The 18,741-nt window shown below is 71.2% G+C and carries 16 protein-coding genes; 4 read left to right on the forward strand and 12 right to left on the reverse strand.

The genetic code is table 11. The annotated features are described in order from the left end of the window. Positions 1-32: 32 nt before the first annotated feature. Positions 33-569, reverse strand: a complete 537-nt coding sequence (locus tag ACGF3J_RS06280) for an alkyl hydroperoxide reductase (protein WP_393853553.1) — start codon at positions 567-569, stop codon at positions 33-35. 6 nt (positions 570-575) lie between these two features. Further along, positions 576-1,130: a peroxiredoxin gene (locus ACGF3J_RS06285; protein ID WP_122616009.1), complete on the reverse strand. Its 555-nt coding sequence runs from the start codon at positions 1,128-1,130 to the stop codon at positions 576-578. A 133-nt stretch (positions 1,131-1,263) separates the two neighbouring features. Here ACGF3J_RS06285 and ACGF3J_RS06290 point away from each other — a divergent pair, with 133 nt between their 5' ends. Next, positions 1,264-2,202: a LysR substrate-binding domain-containing protein gene (locus ACGF3J_RS06290; RefSeq protein WP_161332120.1), complete on the forward strand. Its 939-nt coding sequence runs from the start codon at positions 1,264-1,266 to the stop codon at positions 2,200-2,202. A 59-nt stretch (positions 2,203-2,261) separates the two neighbouring features. Here ACGF3J_RS06290 and ACGF3J_RS06295 read toward each other — a convergent pair whose 3' ends face one another. From ACGF3J_RS06295 to ACGF3J_RS06315, 5 genes are all read right to left on the reverse strand, one after another. Further along, a complete protein-coding gene (locus tag ACGF3J_RS06295; RefSeq protein ID WP_393853554.1) occupies positions 2,262-4,604 on the reverse strand; it encodes an ABC transporter permease in 2,343 nt (780 codons plus the stop codon). Then, a complete protein-coding gene (locus ACGF3J_RS06300; RefSeq protein ID WP_161332118.1) occupies positions 4,601-5,290 on the reverse strand; it encodes an ABC transporter ATP-binding protein in 690 nt (229 codons plus the stop codon). Before ACGF3J_RS06300 ends, ACGF3J_RS06295 begins: the two co-directional genes overlap by 4 nt. Next, on the reverse strand, positions 5,287-5,811 hold the full coding sequence (locus ACGF3J_RS06305; protein WP_122616012.1) for a PadR family transcriptional regulator: 525 nt from the start codon (positions 5,809-5,811) through the stop codon (positions 5,287-5,289). The genes ACGF3J_RS06300 and ACGF3J_RS06305 overlap by 4 nt, the downstream gene beginning before the upstream one ends. 162 nt (positions 5,812-5,973) lie before the next feature. Continuing rightward, the gene (locus ACGF3J_RS06310) at positions 5,974-6,261 is read right to left on the reverse strand and encodes a hypothetical protein (RefSeq protein WP_393853555.1); all 288 of its coding nucleotides are present in this window, start codon (positions 6,259-6,261) and stop codon (positions 5,974-5,976) included. Continuing rightward, entirely contained in the window at positions 6,258-7,196 is a 939-nt protein-coding gene (locus ACGF3J_RS06315; protein WP_161331292.1) for an SPFH domain-containing protein, read from the reverse strand. Before ACGF3J_RS06315 ends, ACGF3J_RS06310 begins: the two co-directional genes overlap by 4 nt. 247 nt (positions 7,197-7,443) lie before the next feature. Here ACGF3J_RS06315 and ACGF3J_RS06320 point away from each other — a divergent pair, with 247 nt between their 5' ends. After that, complete coding sequence (locus ACGF3J_RS06320; RefSeq protein WP_161331291.1) at positions 7,444-9,747, forward strand: transglycosylase domain-containing protein; 2,304 nt, start codon at positions 7,444-7,446, stop codon at positions 9,745-9,747. 69 nt (positions 9,748-9,816) lie between these two features. Here the strand turns inward: ACGF3J_RS06320 and ACGF3J_RS06325 are convergent, their stop codons facing one another. The 4 genes from ACGF3J_RS06325 to ACGF3J_RS06340 all read right to left on the reverse strand — a co-directional run bounded on the left by ACGF3J_RS06325 (position 9,817) and on the right by ACGF3J_RS06340 (position 16,172). Beyond that, complete coding sequence (locus ACGF3J_RS06325) at positions 9,817-11,910, reverse strand: SpoIIE family protein phosphatase (protein ID WP_386932267.1); 2,094 nt, start codon at positions 11,908-11,910, stop codon at positions 9,817-9,819. Between the two features lie 283 nt (positions 11,911-12,193). Then, positions 12,194-12,898 (reverse strand): DUF402 domain-containing protein, encoded by a 705-nt coding sequence (locus ACGF3J_RS06330; protein ID WP_161325876.1) that lies wholly within the window; start codon positions 12,896-12,898, stop codon positions 12,194-12,196. A 161-nt stretch (positions 12,899-13,059) separates the two neighbouring features. Further along, positions 13,060-14,445, reverse strand: a complete 1,386-nt coding sequence (locus ACGF3J_RS06335; protein WP_393853556.1) for a class II fumarate hydratase — start codon at positions 14,443-14,445, stop codon at positions 13,060-13,062. Positions 14,446-14,504: 59 nt separating this feature from the next. Further along, positions 14,505-16,172 (reverse strand): fumarate hydratase, encoded by a 1,668-nt coding sequence (locus ACGF3J_RS06340; protein ID WP_161325874.1) that lies wholly within the window; start codon positions 16,170-16,172, stop codon positions 14,505-14,507. Positions 16,173-16,371: 199 nt separating this feature from the next. On the opposite strand from ACGF3J_RS06340, the gene ACGF3J_RS06345 reads away from it, so the two are divergent. Beyond that, complete coding sequence (locus ACGF3J_RS06345) at positions 16,372-17,052, forward strand: DUF1707 and DUF2154 domain-containing protein (RefSeq protein WP_161325873.1); 681 nt, start codon at positions 16,372-16,374, stop codon at positions 17,050-17,052. Positions 17,053-17,156: 104 nt separating this feature from the next. Further along, on the forward strand, positions 17,157-17,537 hold the full coding sequence (locus ACGF3J_RS06350; protein ID WP_161325872.1) for a WhiB family transcriptional regulator: 381 nt from the start codon (positions 17,157-17,159) through the stop codon (positions 17,535-17,537). 169 nt (positions 17,538-17,706) lie between these two features. Here the strand turns inward: ACGF3J_RS06350 and glpX are convergent, their stop codons facing one another. Then, the gene (gene glpX, locus ACGF3J_RS06355) at positions 17,707-18,738 is read right to left on the reverse strand and encodes a class II fructose-bisphosphatase (protein WP_161325871.1); all 1,032 of its coding nucleotides are present in this window, start codon (positions 18,736-18,738) and stop codon (positions 17,707-17,709) included. Positions 18,739-18,741: the final 3 nt, after the last annotated feature.

The raw sequence follows: 18,741 nt of genomic DNA on the forward strand, positions 1-18,741 counted from the left end.
GGGGCCCGTCGTATGCGTGGAGCCCGGCGGGACTACTGGTCGGCCAGGGCCGCCTCGGCGTCCAGCGTGACGCCGACGGCCTCGATGACGGCGGCGATCTTGAACGCCTCCTGGACCGTCTCCCGGTCCACGCCCGCCTTGCGGAGTACCTGCTCGTGCGAGTCCAGGCACATGCCGCAGCCGTTGATGGCGGAGACCGCGAAGGACCACAGCTCGAAGTCGACCTTGTCGACGCCCGGGTTGCCGATGACGTTCATCCGCAGACCGGCGCGCAGGGTGCCGTACTCGTGGTCCGACAGCAGGTGCCGGGTGCGGTAGAAGACGTTGTTCATCGCCATCACGGCGGCGGCCGACTTGGCGGCCTTGTACGCCTCCGGCGTGAGGTTGGCCTTCGCCTCCGGCTCCAGCTCGCGCAGCACGATGGGGGAGCGCGAGGCGATGGCGGTCGCCAGCACGGTGCCCCACAGCTGCTGCGCCGGGAGGTCGGAGTTGCCGATGACCGAGCCCAGGTTGAGCTTGAGGTCCTTGGCGTAGTCCGGGACGGCGGACTTCAGGGAGTCGAGGGACACGTCAGATCACTCTCCCGAGAGCAGCGCGACCGGGTCGAGGGTCTCGTCGCCCTTGCTCCAGTTGCACGGGCAGAGCTCGTCGGTCTGCAGGGCGTCGAGGACCCGCAGGACCTCCTTGGGGTTACGGCCGACCGAGCCGGCGGTCACCATGGAGAACTGGATCTCGTTGTTCTGGTCCACGATGAACACGGCGCGCTTGGCGAAGCCGTCCTCGCCCTCGATGCCGAGGTCGCGCATCAGCTCGTGCTTGGAGTCCGCCATCATCGGGAAGGGCAGGTCACGCAGGTCGTCGTGGTCCTTGCGCCAGGCGTGGTGGACGAACTCGGAGTCGCCGGAGAAGCCGAGGACCTGGGCGTCGCGGTCGGCGAACTCGTCGTTCAGCTTGCCGAAGGCGGCGATCTCGGTCGGGCACACGAAGGTGAAGTCCTTGGGCCACGCGAAGATGACCTTCCACTGACCCTCGTAGGTCTTGTGGTTGATCTGCTGGAACTCCTCGCCCTTCTCCAGCGAGACGCAGGCGGTCAGATCGAACTCGGGGAACTTGTCACCGACAGTGAGCACGCGCTCTCCTTGCAGCGAGGAAACACCCGTTTTGCCGGTGTTTCCCATGGGTTGGACGTTCTTGATGTTGGCACAGGGTGCATTGATTAGTGAAATAGCTACACTCGGTCGAGTTGATCGGAGGTGGCTATTAGTGTCCGGTAAGAAGAGGCAGCCCAGCCTCGCCCAGCTGCGGGCTTTCGACGCGGTCGCGGAGCACCTGCATTTCCGAGACGCCGCGGCGGCGATCGGGATGAGCCAGCCCGCGCTCTCGGGCGCCGTCTCCGCGCTGGAGGAGGCACTGGGTGTCACCCTCCTGGAGCGCACGACGCGCAAGGTGCTGCTCTCCCCGGCCGGCGCCCGGCTCGCGGTGCGAACGAAGGCGGTCCTGGCGGAGGTCGGCGCGCTGCTCGAGGAAGCGGAGGCGGTACGGGCGCCCTTCACCGGCGCGCTGCGGCTCGGTGTCATCCCGACCGTGGCGCCGTACCTGCTGCCGACGGTGCTCCGCCTCGTCCACGACCGCTACCCCGACCTCGACCTCCAGGTCCACGAGGAGCAGACCTCGAGCCTCCTGGACGGCCTCACCACCGGCCGCCTCGACCTGCTGCTGCTCGCCGTCCCGCTCGGTGTGCCAGGGGTGACGGAACTCCCCCTCTTCGACGAGGACTTCGTACTCGTCACCCCGCTCGACCACCGGCTCGGCGGCCGGGAGGGGATCGACCGCTCGGTGCTGCGCGAGCTGAACCTGCTGCTCCTCGACGAGGGCCACTGCCTGCGCGACCAGGCGCTGGACATCTGCCGGGAGGCGGGCCGCGCGGGTGTCCCCGCGACGACCACGGCCGCCGGCCTGTCGACCCTGGTCCAGCTGGTGGCGGGCGGCCTCGGGGTCACCCTGCTGCCGCGCACCGCGGTCCGCGTGGAGACCTCCCGCTCCACCCAGCTCCTCACCGCCTCCTTCACCGACCCGGCCCCGACCCGCCGCATCGCCCTCGCCATGCGCACGGGCGCGGCCCGCAGTGCGGAGTACGAGGAGCTGGCGGCGGCGCTGAGGGAGGCGATGGGAGACCTGCCGGTCCGGACGGTGCACGACTGAGGGACCGCACGGCCACCCGGCGGGCGGTCGTGCGGTCCCTCAGTCGTGCACCGGAGGGGCTACTCCGTGCGCAGCCCTTCCGGCCGCATCAGCCGCAGCAGCGGAGGCAGGCTGCACAGCGTCACCGCCAGGACGACCGCCGCGCCGATGCCGGTCATGGACAGGACGCCGGTCCAGTCGACGCGGACCGGGGTGTCCGTCATCTTCAGGAGGACGGTGCCCAGGGTCAGGCCGACCACCGAGGCCAGCAGCAGGCCCAGCGCGATCGGGATCGCCGTCTGCCACAGCACCGACAGGCTCAGTGTGCGGCGCCGGGTGCCGAAGGCGACCAGGGCCGACAGGAGCCTCTTGCGCTCGCGCAACTGCTCCAGCTGCGAGATCAGCAGACTGGCACCGATCAGCGCCAGCACGCAGGTCGCCCCGACGAACAGCCCGGTGCGGATGGCGTCGAACCGGTCGGTGCGCTCCGTCGCGGACCACGTCACGGCGTCGGCCAGCGGGTGGACGGCCTCCGTGGTGTTGCGGACGTAGTCCTTCACGTCCGGCACCGACTCGTCGAGCCGGAGGTAGGCGTGCCCGTCGAGGGCGGGAGCCATCGCGGACGACATCGCCTTCGGCGTGAGCAGGAACCCGCCCCGGTCGGTCCCGGCCAGCAGCCCGAGGCGCGGCTTCGCCGTCTTCACGCCCTGCGGCACCGTCCAGGGGGCCTCCCGGCTTCTCGGGCCGCCTTCGTAGGACGGGTCGACGTACAGCTTCCGGCCCGCCACGGCCATCTGCGTGGGGTCCACGTCGCCGTCCCACTCGGCACCCCGGACGGCGAACACGTCCCCGTCCGCGCACGAGTCCAGCTTGGCGATCTCCCGCAGTGACGCGCAGGTGCCCACCGTCATCGTCGTGCCGTTCTCCGGGTCCCGGGCACGGTCGCCGACCCAGCCCTCGGAGTAGTCGAAGACCGCCTTCACGCCCTTGGTGTCCCGCAGCTTCTCGGCGGCCGGGGCCACCGGCACGTCGCTCGGCAGCTGCACCTCCATCTGCGCCAGCGACACGTCCTGCCCGGTGGGTTTGGTGTAGTCGCCGTCGACACCGGTGAACAGCATCTGCAGCGCGATCGCCCCGGCGACGGCCACCGCGATGCCGTTGACCATGCGGGCCGCCGTACCGCTGCTCATCTGCAGTCTGCGTACGGCCAGTTGCCAGGCCACCCCGCCGGCGCCGAGCCGCGCCACGACCCTCTCCACGATCCACGGCAGCAGCGCGGTCACACCGACCAGGAGCAGCACCACACCGCCGGTGACCATGTACTGGTTGAAGTCACCGCCGTCGCGCCCGTTGCCGATCATCGGGTAGAGCAGCGCCAGCCCGGCCAGCGGCAGCAGCAGCCGCCACCACAGCCGGCGCCGGGCCGGCCGCCCCGAGCGGACCACGCCGAGCGGTTCGATGACCACCCCGCGCAGCGCGAGCAGCGTCACCAGCACCGCCGCCGCCGGCACCGCGACCGCGACCAGCAGCGCCAGCACCGGAGACGGGTTCAGGTAGCTCGGGAACACGCTGATGTCGAACACCTCGGCCGAGCCCGCCAGCTGGCGCCCGACCAGGAAGAACGCGGCGCCGAAGACCAGCCCGAGCACCGCGCCCGCCAGGGCCTCGCCGGCGGCGATCCGCCGGGTCATGCGGCTGTCGGAACCCACCAGCCTGAGCGCGGCCAGCCGCCGGTCCCGCCGCTCGCCGCCGAATCGCACGGCCGCGGCGATGAACACGGCGACCGGCATCAGCAGCACCACGAAGACGACCAGGATCAGCAGCAGGAGTACCGGATCGGACTCCTCCTCGCCCGGATCCGGGTCCCCGAACCGGTCGATACGGGTGACCATGCTGCCGTCGATCCGCGGAGCGAGCCCGTCGCCGCCCCGGTAGAAGGCGAGTTCGCTCGAGCCGATCAGCCCGCTCTCCCCGATGGTGCCGACGATCCGGTCCGGCAGCCGCTCACGCAGCAGCGCGCCCGAGTCCGACTCCAGCAACTCCTTCAGCGCGGGGGAGACCGTCATCTCGCCGACCGCCGGGAACTTCTCCAGGCCCGGCGGCAGCGGAGCCCGCGGCCCCTCGGCCTCCAGTGCCCGGCCCCGCACGTTCTTGTCCCGGAAGTCGGTGTCGACGTCGGCGACCACGAGGGTGTCGTCGGCCTTCGGTATCCGCTCCAGGGAGAAGTTGAAGTCGGTTCGGTCGCTCTCCCGTTCGTGCCGGACCTCGAGCGCGTTCGGGACGGCGGTCGTCAGCAGGAGCAGCGCCACGCCGAGGCCGACGCCGACGGCCGTCAGCGCGGCCCGGGTCCACCCCTCGCGGCCGCCGGTGAAGGCGAAGCGGACGCCCAGCATGAGGTCCGCGGCCCACTGGCGCAGGTTCATACGACGCGCTCCATGTCCCGGGACTTGCCGTCCCGTACGACGATCTCGCGGTCGGAGTAGGCCGCCACCCGCGCCTCGTGCGTGACCAGGACCACGGCCGCGTTGGTGGAGCGCGCGGCGTCCGTGAGGAGTTCCATCACGCGCTCGCCGTTGAGGGAGTCCAGCGCGCCGGTCGGCTCGTCGGCGAAGAGCACGCGGGGGTTGGTGACCAGGGACCGCGCCACCGCGACCCGCTGGCCCTGGCCGCCGGAGACCTCGCCGGGCCGCTTCTTGCGCAGGTCGTCGACCTCCAGCCGCTCCATCCAGGACAGCGCGGCCCGCTCGGCCTCCTTGCGGGAGGTGCCGTTCAGACGCAGCGGGAGGGCGACGTTCTCGACGCAGGTCAGCTCCGGCACCAGCTGGCCGAACTGGAACACGAACCCGAACTCGGAGCGGCGCAGGGCGCTGCGCTCGGAGTCGCTCATGGCGGACAGCTCACGCGCGTTGTACGTGATGGTCCCCGAGTCGGGCGGCACGATGCCGGCGAGGCAGTGCAGCAGCGTCGACTTGCCGGAGCCGGAGGGACCCATCACGGCGACGACCTCGCCTGGGTGGATGGAGAACTCCGCGCCGTCGAGGGCGAGGGTGGGGCCGTACGCCTTGCGCAGCTGTTCGGCCGAGAGCAGGGAACCTGCGGGGGGAGTCATCGGGCCACCGCCTCACGGAGCTTGTCGAGTCGCGCCGCGGTCAGCTCCAGCCACCGCAGGTCGGCCTCCAGATGGAACAGGGCGTGGTCGCAGACGAGCTGGTCGGCGAGGTCGCCCTTGCGCTTGCGGTCGGTGAGGATGCGCATGCTGCGCAGGTGCTCCGACCGCTGGGTGTCGAGGATGTCGGCGGCGTCGCGGTGGGTGAGCAGCGCGAGGACGACCTTGGTGTACAGCGTCGACTGGAGGTACGGCTCGGGCTTCTCCGGCGTGGCGAGCCACTGCTGTACGTCGGTGATCCCCGCGTCGGTGATGGCGTACCGCTTGCGCTCGGGACCGTCGCCCGCCTCTATGCCGTCGACGACGACAAGGCCGTTCTTCAGCAGGCGGGACATCGTCGAATAGACCTGGCCGTAGTGGAGCGGCCGGTCGTGACCGAACTTCTCGTCGAAGGCGCGCTTCAGGTCGTAACCGTGGCGTGGCCCCGACTCCAGGAGTCCCAGAAGGGTGTGACCGATGGACATGCGGAGCACTCTACACACGGTGTATACGCCGCATGTATACGCCCTGTGCAGAGTTCGTGCCCGGGGGTACGGGACCGCAGGTCGGAGCCGATTGTCACGGTTCCGAAACGACGGAAGCCGCGCCTCCGCGAGGTGCGGGGCGCGGCTCTCCGTCGGGGTCGGTCACGCCTGCGGCGTGGGTCCGGGGCCGCCTCTCGGCGGGCGGCCCCTGCGTGGCAGCGGCCCCGTGTCGCCGGGCAGTCGGCCGGCCTCCGCCAGCGCCCTGCGCAGCAGGAACTCGATCTGGGCGTTGGCCGAGCGCAGGTCCTCGCCCGCCCAGCGGGCCAGCGCCTCGTACACCTGGGGGTCCAGCCGCAGCAGTACCTGCTTGCGCTGCTGCGGCCGGCGCTTCGGGGCGGGGCCCCCGGACGGGGGGCCCTCGGGCGGCGTGCCCTCGGACGGGGGCGTCACTGGTAGAGCGTCCCCGTGTTCAGGACCGGCTGGGCGGCGCGGTCCCCGCAGAGCACGACCATCAGGTTGGACACCATGGCGGCCTTCCGCTCGTCGTCCAGTTCCACGATGTCCTGCTCGCTGATCCGGGCGAGCGCGGCCTCGACCATGCCGACCGCGCCGTCCACGATCTGCCGCCGCGCCGCGACCACCGCGCCGGCCTGCTGCCGCTGGAGCATCGCCGAGGCGATCTCCGGCGCGTACGCGAGGTGCGTGAAGCGGGACTCGATGATCTGCACGCCGGCCGCCTCCACGCGCGCGTGCAACTCGACGGCGAGCTTCTCGGTGATTTCCTCCGCGTTGCCGCGCAGCGAGAGGCCGTCCTCCTCGTGGGCGTCGTACGGGTACTCGATGGCGATGTGCCGTACGGCCGCCTCGGTCTGGGTGGAGACGAACTCGATGTAGTCGTCCACCTCGAAGGTGGCCTGCGCGGTGTCCTCCACCCGCCACACCACGACCGCGGCCAGTTCGATCGGGTTGCCGTAGGCGTCGTTGACCTTCAGGACGGCCGTCTCGTGGTTGCGCACCCGGGTCGAGATCTTGGTGCGCGAGGTGAACGGGTTCACCCAGCGCAGGCCGTCCTGCCGGATCGTCCCGCGGTACCGGCCGAAGAGCTGCACCACGCGGGCCTCGCCCGGCGCGACCATGTTCAGCCCGCACATCGCGAGGAAGGCCGCGATGGCGACCACGATGCCTCCGATGATGAGCCCGGCCTTCCCGCCGGTGGCGGACACCGCCGTGGCGGAGGCGATCAGGCCGGCGCCGACGAGCAGCCCGACCAGCCCCAGCAGCAGCGCGAGGCCGCCGCCGATGCTGTGGGCCTGGGTCTCCCGTACGCGGGGTGCCGGCATCTCGGGCACATCCGCGGTGACCTGCGGGGCATCGTGCGTGGACATGGGTGGTCCCCCTTATCTTCGGTCTAGCTAAGTGATATCACTTTACATGAGAGCGGCAACCTTGAACCCCCTTCGTACGTCGGTTCCTAGGGAACGGGTGCTGATTCTCACGTCCGTACAAGGCCGGATCAGTAGGCGTTTGTCATATCTCCCGGTGTTAGCTTTCTGAGCTGACCTGAGCGACGAACCTGTGTGACGCGTGAGCGAGGCGTGCACACGGATGACCGAAGCGGAGCGGATCGGACCCATGGGACGAGCGGAAGAGAGAAAAGCGCGACAGCGCGGTGGCCGCCGCGCGGCGCCCAAAAACCGCCGTTCGTCGGGCGCGGGCGGGAAGAGCGGCATACGCCGCCTGTTCACCTGGAAGAAGATCGTCGGCACGTTCTTCGGCCTCTGCCTGCTCGGCATGGGCGCCTTCATCGTGCTGTACATGGTGATCGACATCCCCGAGGGCAACCCCGAGGCCGATCTCCAGAGCAACGTCTACAAGTACAGCGACGGCAGCGTCATGGCCCGCACGGGCGAGCGCAACCGCGAGATCGTGGACCTGGCCAAGGTGCCCAAGGACGTCCAGCGCAGCTTCGTCGCCGCCGAGAACAAGACCTTCTACAACGACGCGGGCGTCGACCTCAAGGGGACCACGCGTGGCGTGCTCAACACGCTCTCCGGCAAGGGCGCGCAGGGCGGCTCGACGATCACCCAGCAGTACGTCAAGAACTACTACCTGTCCCAGGAGCAGACCGTCTCCCGCAAGCTCAAGGAGCTGGTCATCTCCCTGAAGCTGGACCGGGAGAAGTCCAAGGACTACATCCTCGCCGGCTACATGAACACCAGCTACTACGGCCGCGGCGCCTACGGCATCCAGGCCGCCGCCCAGGCGTACTACCGGGTCGACGCCGAGGACCTGACGGTCGAGCAGGGCGCGTACCTCTCCGCGCTGCTCCAGGCCCCGAACCAGTACGACTGGGCGATCGCCAGCGAGACCGGCAAGAAGCTGGCCCAGGACCGCTGGAACTACGTGCTGGACAACATGGTCGAGCAGAAGTGGCTGGGTGCGAGCGAGCGCCAGGGCATGAAGTTCCCGGTGCCCAAGGAGCCCAAGGCCGCCGCCGGGATGGAGGGCCAGACCGGGTATCTGGTGGACGCGGCCAACTACACGCTCAAGAAGCAGCTCGTCGCCCAGGGCGCCGCCGAGGACATGGAACAGGCCAAGGCCCTGGTGGACCTCGGCGGTTACACGGTCACCCTCAACATCGACAAGAAGAAGCAGGCCGCGCTGGAGAAGTCGGTCAAGGCCAAGCTCACCAGCAAGCTCGACCCGAAGAAGCGCGACGTCGACGCCGACGTCCAGGCCGGCGCCGCGTCCGTCGACCCGAAGACGGGCGGGGTCCTGGCGATGTACGGCGGCGTGGACTACGTGAAGCACTACACGAACAACGCCACCCGCGACGACTACCAGCCCGCCTCCACCTTCAAGCCGGTGATCCTCGCCGCCGCCGTCGACCAGGACGCCGAGACCCAGGACGGCGTGCCGATCACGGCCAACACCATGTACGACGGCACCAGCAGGCGCCCCGTGATGGACGGCGACCAGAAGGTCGGCTTCGCGCCCCCCAACGAGGACGACGTCGACTACGGCGACATCGACGTCCAGGAGGCGATGAACAAGTCCGTCAACTCCGTCTTCGCCCAGATGGGCATCGACGTGAGCATGACGGAGGTGATGAAGGTCGCGGGCGAACTCGGCATGGACACCGAGGGCGAGCAGGCCGTGCCCGCCCAGACCCTGGGCAGTATGGGGGCGAGCCCCCTGGAGATGGCCGGCGTCTACGCCACCCTCGACAACCACGGCAAGAAGGTCACCCCGCAGATCGTCAAGTCGGTCGAGCACAAGGACCGCACCATCGAGATACCCGAGGCCATCGGCGAGCAGATCATCAGCAAGCAGGCCGCCGACACGGTGACCTCCGTGCTCACCGGCGTGGTCGACGACGGTACGGCCAAGACGTCCGTACGGGAGAACCCGCTGCGCGACGGCCAGCAGGTGGCCGGCAAGACCGGTACGTCCGACGACAACAAGTCGGCCTGGTTCACCGGCTTCACCCCCGGCCTGGTCACCTCGGTCGGTCTGTTCGGCGAGGACGCCAAGAGCCACGCCCAGGTCCCGATGTACAAGGCCGGCGGCGTCGACCACCGCGTCAACGGCGGTGGCTTCCCCGCGGAGATCTGGGCGGCGTACACCTTCGGCGTCATGGACGAGGTCACCAAGTTCAAGCTGGACACCAAGCAGGGCGCCGCGGTGAAGCCGAGCACCTCGCCGTCGGTCAGCCAGTCGCCGAGCCAGTCGCCGACGCAGGAGGAGACCCAGGAGGAGTCGCCCTCCCAGGAGCCGACGACCCAGGAGCCGTCGTCCGAGGCGCCGACGTCCGAGGCGCCCTCCCAGTCACCGTCCCAGTCGCCGTCGAACAGCCCGTCCACCGAACCGCCCACGGGCGGCGGCGGGACGACGGAGCCGGAGAACCCGCTCCTCCCCGACCGGGACCGGGAGTAGGGCCGGCGGCAGGTGCGGAGACACGCGAAGGGGCGCCCGGTGCTCACCGGTCGCCCCTTCGCCTACGTCTCAGCCCCGGTTCAGCTCGAACCAGACCACCTTGCCCGTGCTCAGCCGGGTCGCGCCCCAGCGCCGGGCCAGCCGGTTCACCAGGTACAGCCCCCGCCCGCCCTCGTCGGTGGCCCGCGCCTGCCGCAGCCGGGGCAGCTGGGGCACGTCGTCGCCGACCTCGCAGCGCAGCACGTCCGTACGCAGCAGCCGCAGGGTGACCGGCCGGGAGGCGTACCGCACGGCGTTGGTCACCACCTCGCTGACGAGCAGCTCCACGGCGTCCGTGAGGTCCTCCATGCCCCAGCGGGCCAGCGCGCGCCGAGCCAGCCGACGGGCCCGGCCGGGCGCCGCGTCCTCCGGGTCGAGGAACCAGTACGCCACGTCGCTGGGCGCGATGCCGTCGAAGCGGGCGGCGAGCAGCGCGATGTCGTCGTCCCGGTCGCCGGGCCCGAGCATGTCGAGCACCTCGTCGCACAGGGCTTCCAGGGGCGGCGGGTGGTCCGGGCCGGTGAGCTGCGCGGTCGCCGCGAGGCGCTCCCGCAGCTGCTCTATGCCGGTCCACACGTCCCGCAGCCGGGACTCGACCAGCCCGTCCGTGTAGAGGAGCAGGGTCGCGCCGGCGGGCGCGTCCAGCTCCACGGCCTCGAAGTCCACGCCGCCCACTCCGATGGGGGCGCCCGCCGGCACCCGCAGCACCTCGGCGTGGCCGCCCAGGTGCAGGAGCACGGGCGGCGGATGGCCGGCGTTGGCGACGGTGATGCGGTGCGACACCGGGTCGTACACCGCGTAGAGGCAGGTCGCCATGCGGTCGGTGCCCAGGCGCTGGGCCTGCTCGTCGAGGTGGTGCAGCACCTCCTGCGGGGGCAGGTCGAGCCCGGCCAGGGTCTGCGCGGTGGTCCGCAGCTGGCCCATGATGGCCGCCGACGTCATGGAGTGGCCCATCACGTCCCCGACGACCAGCGCGACCCGGCTGCCGGGCAGCGGGATGGCGTCGTACCAGTCGCCGCCGACCCGCGCGGTCTCGGCGGCCGGGAGGTAGCGGGAGGCCAGCCGCACGCCGGTGCAGCGCGGCAGGTTCTCCGGGAGCATCGTGCGCTGCAGCTCGTCGGCGATGTACGCCTCACGCCCGTACAGCACCGCCTTGTCGATGCCGAGGGCGCTGTGCGTGGCGAGCTGCGCGGCGACCAGCAGGTCGTCGGCCTCGAAGGCGACGCGCTCCGGGCCGCGCAGGAACAGGGCGGCACCGATCACGCGGCGCCGGCCGCGCAGCGGCGCGAGGATCGCCCGGCGGCCGTCGGGCACGGCGAACTCGCCTCCGTCGCCCAGCAGTTCAGGCAGCGCGGCGCGGGCGGCCGGGGTGTCCGTGAAGACCGGGCGGACCCCGCGCAGCACCTCGGCGAGCGCGCTGCCCGGCCGCACCTCGCACAGCTCGGAGCCGACCGCCTCCAGCTCGGAGGGTTCCGGCTGGGCGGCCGGGATGAAGCCGCCCTCGGTGTCCCGCTCGGCCGGTATCCGGTCGGTGCGCCGCAACCGCAGCACCAGCGGGCCGGTGGGGCGCTCGTCGCCGACCGGCAGCGGCTCGCGCAGGTAGACGAGGATCGCGTCGGCGAACGTCGGCACGGTGGCCCGGCACAGGCCCATCACGATCTCGTCCAGGTCCATGCCCCGGGCGATCCGCCGGGTCGCGGCTCCCACGAACCGCAGCCGGTCCCCGTCCCGCCGCATCGGCGTGGGCTGCCCGGGCGCGGTGGGCTGACCGGTCCGCCGCTCCGGCTCCGGTGCGGCCCGGCGGTCCGTACCGGGCGGCGGCGCGGGCGTGGACGGCACGCCGCCCGGCTGCACCGGGACGCCCTCGGCGACGGGCCGCGGGCGGTGCGTGTCGGGCTCGGCGGCCTGCTCGGCGCCCGGCTGGGCGTGCTCGTAGGCGCCGGGGGAGTCGGTGCCCGCCGTGGGCGGTGTCTCTCCCGCGCGTCCCTGTGCCGGTAATCCGGACCCGGAGGCGCGCGGCTCCACGGGGGTACGCATGAGCGCCCCGCGGGGATCCGTGGGGTCGGCGCCCGTCATCGGGCGGTCGAAGGAGGTCGGGTGCTCCGTCACGCGTGTCGAATCCATCCGTCCGGGACTGCGCGCGGCGCGTGCAGTTCGTCCCGCAGAAATCCCGATACCCGGAATACGTGCCCGAGGAACGGGGTTCCCGCGTGGTCAGAGGCTGTTGCTGTGTCACCGGCGGGCCGTCCGCGGCCCGTCTCCGTGTTGCCCTCGTACCCCTCGCTCACGTCCTGCCGCCCCTCGGTGACGATCGGTCAAGCACAGCGCACGCTCCGCCGGTTGCCGTTGCCGCGCTCCCTTGCGGAGGACGATCCTACGTTTCTTGCCCGGGGGCACTTCAAGGGTCTCACGAGGACACGTGCGCGGGCGTGCGATCCCAGTCCCCCGGCAGCGACGGTACCGCCCACGCCGGATCGGGGCGCCAGTCCTCCCAGCCGTCGGCGAACGGCGAGCCCCAGGCACGGATCTCCGCGACCGCGGCCCGGCCCGCCGCCCGCACCCGCTCGGCCTGCCCGGAGTCCATCAGCCGGTCCCGCAGGGCCTGCGCGAACTCGTCCTCGTCCCGCCAGTACCAGGTGCGGTCCGGGTGGACGGAGATGTCCAGGAAGTGGTCCTCGGAGTCGACACCGCCCTCCCAACGGGTCAGCGGCTCCTCCAGGTTCACGTACCAGTTCTTGAACCGCCAGCCCGGGTCCCAGAACAGCCACACCGACCAGGGCTCGCCGGGCCGCGCCAGCTTCAGCACCCCGGTGCCGAACCACCGGTCGCGCTGCACGGTGCGCGGCTTGGTGTAGCGCGAGGCCAGCGGCTCCAGGTGCACGGGCGTCCCGTCGGCCAGCACCGGCTTCACGCACTCGGTGCCGGGCGCCAGCCACACCGCGAGCAGGTCGGCGTCGTCCCGTACGACGGTGACGGGGCGCGCGATGTGGAAGCGCGGGCCGCCGTTCTCCCGGTACCGCCACAGGATGTGACTCCCGGGCTCCCAGAACTCCGCCGGGGCCGCCGCACCGCCCGCCTCCGTGGCCTCGCTCACCGCTTCACCGTCTGCCATGCACAGATATTAGGTGCCGTGGCCATCCGGCGCGCCGAAGATCGTGAGAGCGTCCGCGCGCACGACAGCGGCCGGGGCGCTCACGGGTCGCTACGGGGGCCGGCCCGCGGACGGGTCGTCACGGCTGGCCGGCCCGCGGACGGGTCGTCACGGCGGTCAGGTCACGGACGGGTCATCCGCAGCACGTCCAGCGCCTCGTCCAGCTGCTCGCCGGTGAGGTCGCCGCGCTCGACGTACCCGCCCTCCAGGACGACCTGACGGATCGTCTTCCGCTCGGCCAGCGCCTTCTTCGCGACCTTCGCCGCCTCCTCGTACCCGATGTACTTGTTGAGCGGCGTGACCACGGAGGGCGAGGACTCGGCGTACTCGCGCGCCCGGTCCCGGTGGGCGGTGACGCCGTCCACGGTCCGGTCGGCGAGCAGCCGCGAGACGTTGGCGAGCAGCCGCACCGACTCCAGTACGTTCTTGGCGATGACCGGCAGCATGACGTTCAGCTCGAAGTTGCCTGCCGCGCCCGCCGCCGCGACGGTCGCGTCGTTGCCGGTGACCTGGGCGGCGACCATGAGGACCGCCTCGGGGATCACCGGGTTGACCTTGCCGGGCATGATGGACGAGCCGGGCTGGAGGTCGGGCAGCGAGATCTCCGCCAGCCCCGTGCGCGGGCCGGACGCCATCCACCGCAGGTCGTTCGCGATCTTCGTCAGTCCGACGCCGATGGTCCGCAGCTGTCCGCTCGTCTCGACGATGCCGTCCCGGGCACCCTGTGCCTCGAAGTGGTCGCGCGCCTCCGTCAGCGGCAGCCCGGTCGCGCGGGCCACCTCCTCGATGACGGCGGCGGAGAAGCCGGGCGGGGTGTTGATGCCGGTGCCGACGGCGGTGCCGCCCAGCGGCAGTTCGGCGAGGCGGGGGAGCGAGGCGTTGAGCCGCTCGACGCCGTACCGCACCTGCGCCGCGTACCCGCCGAACTCCTGGCCCAGGGTGACCGGCGTCGCGTCCATCAGGTGCGTACGCCCGGACTTCACCACGTCGGCGAATTCCTCCGCCTTGCGCTCCAGGGCGTCCGCGAGGTGGTCGAGGGCCGGGATCAGGTCGCGGGTGACGGCGGCGGTGGCGGCGATGTGGATCGAGGACGGGAAGACGTCGTTGGACGACTGGGAGGCGTTGACGTGGTCGTTGGGGTGCACGTCGCGGCCGAGGCGTTCGGTGGCCAGGGTGGCGAGGACCTCGTTGGTGTTCATGTTGGACGAGGTGCCGGACCCCGTCTGGAACACGTCGACCGGGAAGTGCTCGTCCCACCTGCCCTCGGCGACCTCGCCGGCCGCCTCCTGGATCGCGGCGGCGACGTCCTTGTCCAGGACTCCCAGCTCGGCGTTGACCTTCGCCGCCGCGCCCTTGATCCGGGCCAGCGCCTCGATGTGGGCGCGCTCGATCCGCTGACCGGAGACCGGGAAGTTCTCGACGGCGCGCTGCGTCTGCGCCCGCCACTTGGCGTCGGCGGGGACGCGGAACTCGCCCATGGAGTCGTGCTCGATGCGGTAGTCGCTCATACCGGGTACAGCGTGCGGGGCGGTGCGGATGTTCCGGCACCGCCCCCGTTCGTGAGCGCCTAGGCGAGGCCGGGGCCCCGCACCGGGATGCTCGTGAACGTCGGCGCGGGCGCCGGGTCCTGGAAGAAGTCGTTGCCCTTGTCGTCCACCACGACGAACGCCGGGAAGTCCTCCACCTCGATCTTCCAGACCGCCTCCATGCCGAGCTCCTCGTACTCGACGACCTCGACCTTCTTGATGCAGTCCTGCGCGAGCCGCGCGGCCGGCCCGCCGATGGAGCCGAGGTAGAAGCCGCCGTGCGCGTCGCACGCGTCGGTGACCTGCTTGCTGCGGTTGCCCTTGGCGAGCATCACCTTGGAGCCGCCCGCCGCCTGGAACTGCTCGACGTAGGAGTCCATCCGCCCGGCGGTGGTCGGGCCGAAGGAGCCGGAGGCGTAGCCCTCGGGGGTCTTCGCCGGGCCCGCGTAGTACACCGGGTGGTCCTTCAGGTACTGCGGCATCTCCTCGCCCGCGTCCAGCCGCTCCTTGATCTTGGCGTGCGCGATGTCGCGGGCCACGACCAGGGGACCGGTCAGGGAGAGCCGGGTCTTGACCGGGTGCCTGGTCAGCTCGGCGAGGATGTCGTCCATGGGCCGGTTGAGGTCGATCTTGACGACGTCCCCCGCCTCGTCCAGCTGCTCGTCCGTCGTCTCCGGCAGGAAGCGCGCCGGGTCGGTCTCCAGCTGCTCCAGGAAGACGCCCTCGGCGGTGATCTTCGCGACGGCCTGCCGGTCCGCCGAGCACGACACGGCGATGGCGACCGGGCAGGAGGCGCCGTGCCGCGGCAGCCGCACCACGCGCACGTCGTGGCAGAAGTACTTGCCGCCGAACTGCGCGCCGATGCCGATCTTCTGCGTCAGCTCGAAGACCTTCTCCTCCAGGTCCTTGTCCCGGAAGCCGTGCCCGAGCGCCGAACCCTCGGCCGGGATCTCGTCCAGGTAGTGCGCGGAGGCGTACTTCGCGGTCTTCAGCGCGTACTCGGCCGACGTCCCGCCGACGACGATCGCCAGGTGGTACGGCGGGCAGGCGGCCGTACCGAGCGAGCGGATCTTCTCCTCCAGGAACTTCATCATGGAGGACTCGTTGAGGACGGCCTTCGTCTCCTGGTAGAGGAACGACTTGTTGGCCGAGCCGCCGCCCTTCGCCATGAACAGGAACTTGTAGGCGCCGCCGTCGGTCGCGTACAGCTCGATCTGGGCGGGGAGGTTGGAGCCGGTGTTCTTCTCCTCCCACATGGTGAGCGGGGCCATCTGGGAGTAGCGCAGGTTCAGGTTCTGGTAGGCGTCGTAGATGCCGCGGCTCAGGGCCGCCTCGTCGCCGCCCTCGGTGAGCACGTTCTGGCCGCGCTTGCCCATGACGATGGCCGTGCCGGTGTCCTGGCACATGGGCAGCACGCCCGCCGCCGCGATGTTCGCGTTCTTCAGGAGGTCCAGCGCGACGAACTTGTCGTTGCCCGAGGCCTCGGGGTCGTCGACGATGCGGCGCAGCTGCGCGAGGTGGGCGGGGCGCAGGTAGTGCTGGATGTCGTGGATGGCCTCCTCGGCCAGCTTGCGCAGCGCCTCCGGCTCCACCTTGAGGAAGGTCCGCCCGTCGGCCTCGAAGGTGGACACGCCCTCGGCGGTCACCAGCCGGTACGGAGTGGTGTCCTCACCCTGGGGAAGCAGGTCGGTGTACGCGAACTCAGGCATCTCGCCCATTCCTCACTAGACATCGCGCGCGGCTGGATTTCGCTGGATCTCTCAGCAACGACGGCTGGCCTCCGTTGGCAGCGCCAACCAGCGTAGGACCTGGCCGGCGGGCCCGGCTTGTGAGGTAAGGCTCAGTTCGCCGCGACAAGGTTGTCCACAGGGCTAGTCGCGATCTATCGCGTTTCGGTACGCTGCTGCCGTGGACCTTCAGAAGCACGCCCAGCCCGCACCGCGCACCTCTGACCTGCGCGCCTCGGACGCCGACCGCGACCGCGTCGCCGACATGCTCCGGGACGCCCTCGCGGAGGGGCGGCTCACCGCCGACGAGCACGCCGAGCGGGTCGAGGGCGTGCTGGCCGCCAAGACCGTGGGCGAGCTGGACGTCTTCGTGCGCGACCTGCCCGCCGCGCACCGCGACCGCCCGGCCGCCGCCCCGGCCCCCAACCGGCCGACCGCCGGTGCCATCCCGCCGGACGCCGACGAGAACGTGGTGGCGGTCTTCAGCAGCGCCGTCCGCAAGGGCCGCTGGCGGGCGAGCCGCCGCATCCACGCGTACGCGGTCTTCGGCAGCGTCGAGATAGACCTGAGCGAGGCCGTCTTCGAGTACCAGCAGGTCGTGATCAAGGCCTTCTCCGTCTTCGGCAGCGTCGAGGTCCGCGTCCCGGAGAACGTGTCGCTGCGCGGCACCGGCGGCGGCGTGCTCGGCAATTTCGAGGTGCACACCCTCGACTCCGACGAGCCCGAGGCCCCCGTCGTCTACGTGGACGGCTGGGCCGTGCTGGGCCATGTCGAGGCGCGTCCGAAGCGCGGCAAGGTCGTCGCGGACCTCCTGGACCGGGTGCACCGCAGGGTCGAGAAGGGTTTGCGCAAGCACCTCTAGCGCACCGGCGGCAGCCGTTGGGAACCCAGTGCATAGGCGCGCGCACAACGGGTAAGCCTTGACGCATCGTCTCTCGCTCGCGAAGCCGTCGTCAGGAGTAGACCGTGCTGCAACCGCCGCATTCGTCCCTGCAGGTAGCTGCCGTTCCGGCCCAGCGGGGGCCGGTGCGGGACAGGGACCAAGACGCTCCGTGGCACACCGAGGCGGTGTGCCGGCGCGACGAGGCCGGACTGTTCTTCGCCCCCTCCAAGGAACCGACCGCCGCCCGGCTCTCCCGCGAGGAGGCCGCCAAGCGCGTCTGCGCCCGCTGTCCGGTCATGGTCGAGTGCCGCGAGCACGCCCTCCTCCAGCCCGAGCCCTACGGCGTCTGGGGCGGCCTCACCGCCGCCGAACGCCGCGTGGTCCTGGCCAGGCGCCGCCGCCGCGAGGCCGAACTGAAGAAGCCCCCACGCACGTCGGCGGCCCCCATAGCCGCGGCGGGCTAGCCCGCACCACGCGAAAAGGCACCCTCTCCGCACAGAGGGTGCCTTTTTCACGCCGGGGGGCTCAGCGCCCCGAAGGGGCGCGGGGAACTGCGCGACCAGCCACACCCCACCCGCACCCGCCGACGGACAGGCGCCCCCACTTCGGAAGGCGCCCCCCGGACCGACGGAGTCACTTCGCCCGGTCGAAATCCACCGCGCTGTACGCCCGCAGCTTGCTCAGCCGGTGCTCGGAATCGATCCTCCGCACGGTCCCCGACTTGGACCGCATCACGATCGAGTCGGTCGTCGCCGTCTCCGACCGGTACCGCACTCCGCGCAGCAGTTCCCCGTCGGTGATGCCGGTCGCGACGAAGAAGACGTTGTCCCCGGAGACCAGGTCGTCGGTGGTCAGGACGCGGTCCAGGTCGTGCCCGGCACTGATCGCGCGCTGCCGCTCCTCGTCGTCCTTCGGCCACAGCTTGCCCTGGATGGTGCCGCCCAGGCACTTCACCGCGCAGGCCGAGATGATGCCCTCGGGGGTGCCGCCGACCCCGAGCAGCAGGTCGATGCCGGTGCCCTCGCGCAGCGCCAGGATGGAGCCGGCCACGTCGCCGTCGGAGATCAGCTTGATGCGGGCGCCGGTCTCCCGGACCGCCTTGATCAGGCCCTGGTGGCGGGGCCGGTCGAGGATGACGACGGTGACGTCCTCGGGGGTGCGCCGCTTGGCCTTGGCGATCCGGCGGATGTTCACGGACACCGGCGCGTTGATGTCGACGAAGTCCGCGGCCTCCGGGCCGGTGACCAGCTTGTCCATGTAGAAGACGGCGGACGGGTCGAACATGGAGCCGCGCTCGGCGGCGGCGAGCACCGCGATGGCGTTGGTCATGCCGTTGGCGGTCAGCGTGGTGCCGTCGATCGGGTCGACGGCGATGTCGACCTCGGCGCCGGTCCCGTCGCCCACCCGCTCCCCGTTGAAGAGCATCGGGGCCTCGTCCTTCTCGCCCTCACCGATGACGACGACGCCGTTCATCGAGACGGTGTGGACGAGGGTCCGCATGGCGCGCACGGCGGCACCGTCGGCGCCGTTCTTGTCACCGCGCCCGACCCAGCGGCCGGCGGCCATCGCCGCGGCCTCGGTGACCCGCACCAGTTCCATGGCGAGGTTGCGGTCGGGGGCCTCTGAGGGGACGTCCAGCTCGGACGGCAGATGATGCTCGGTCATCGG

It is taken from the genome of Streptomyces sp. NPDC048171, assembly GCF_043202655.1.
GTDB lineage: Bacteria > Actinomycetota > Actinomycetes > Streptomycetales > Streptomycetaceae > Streptomyces.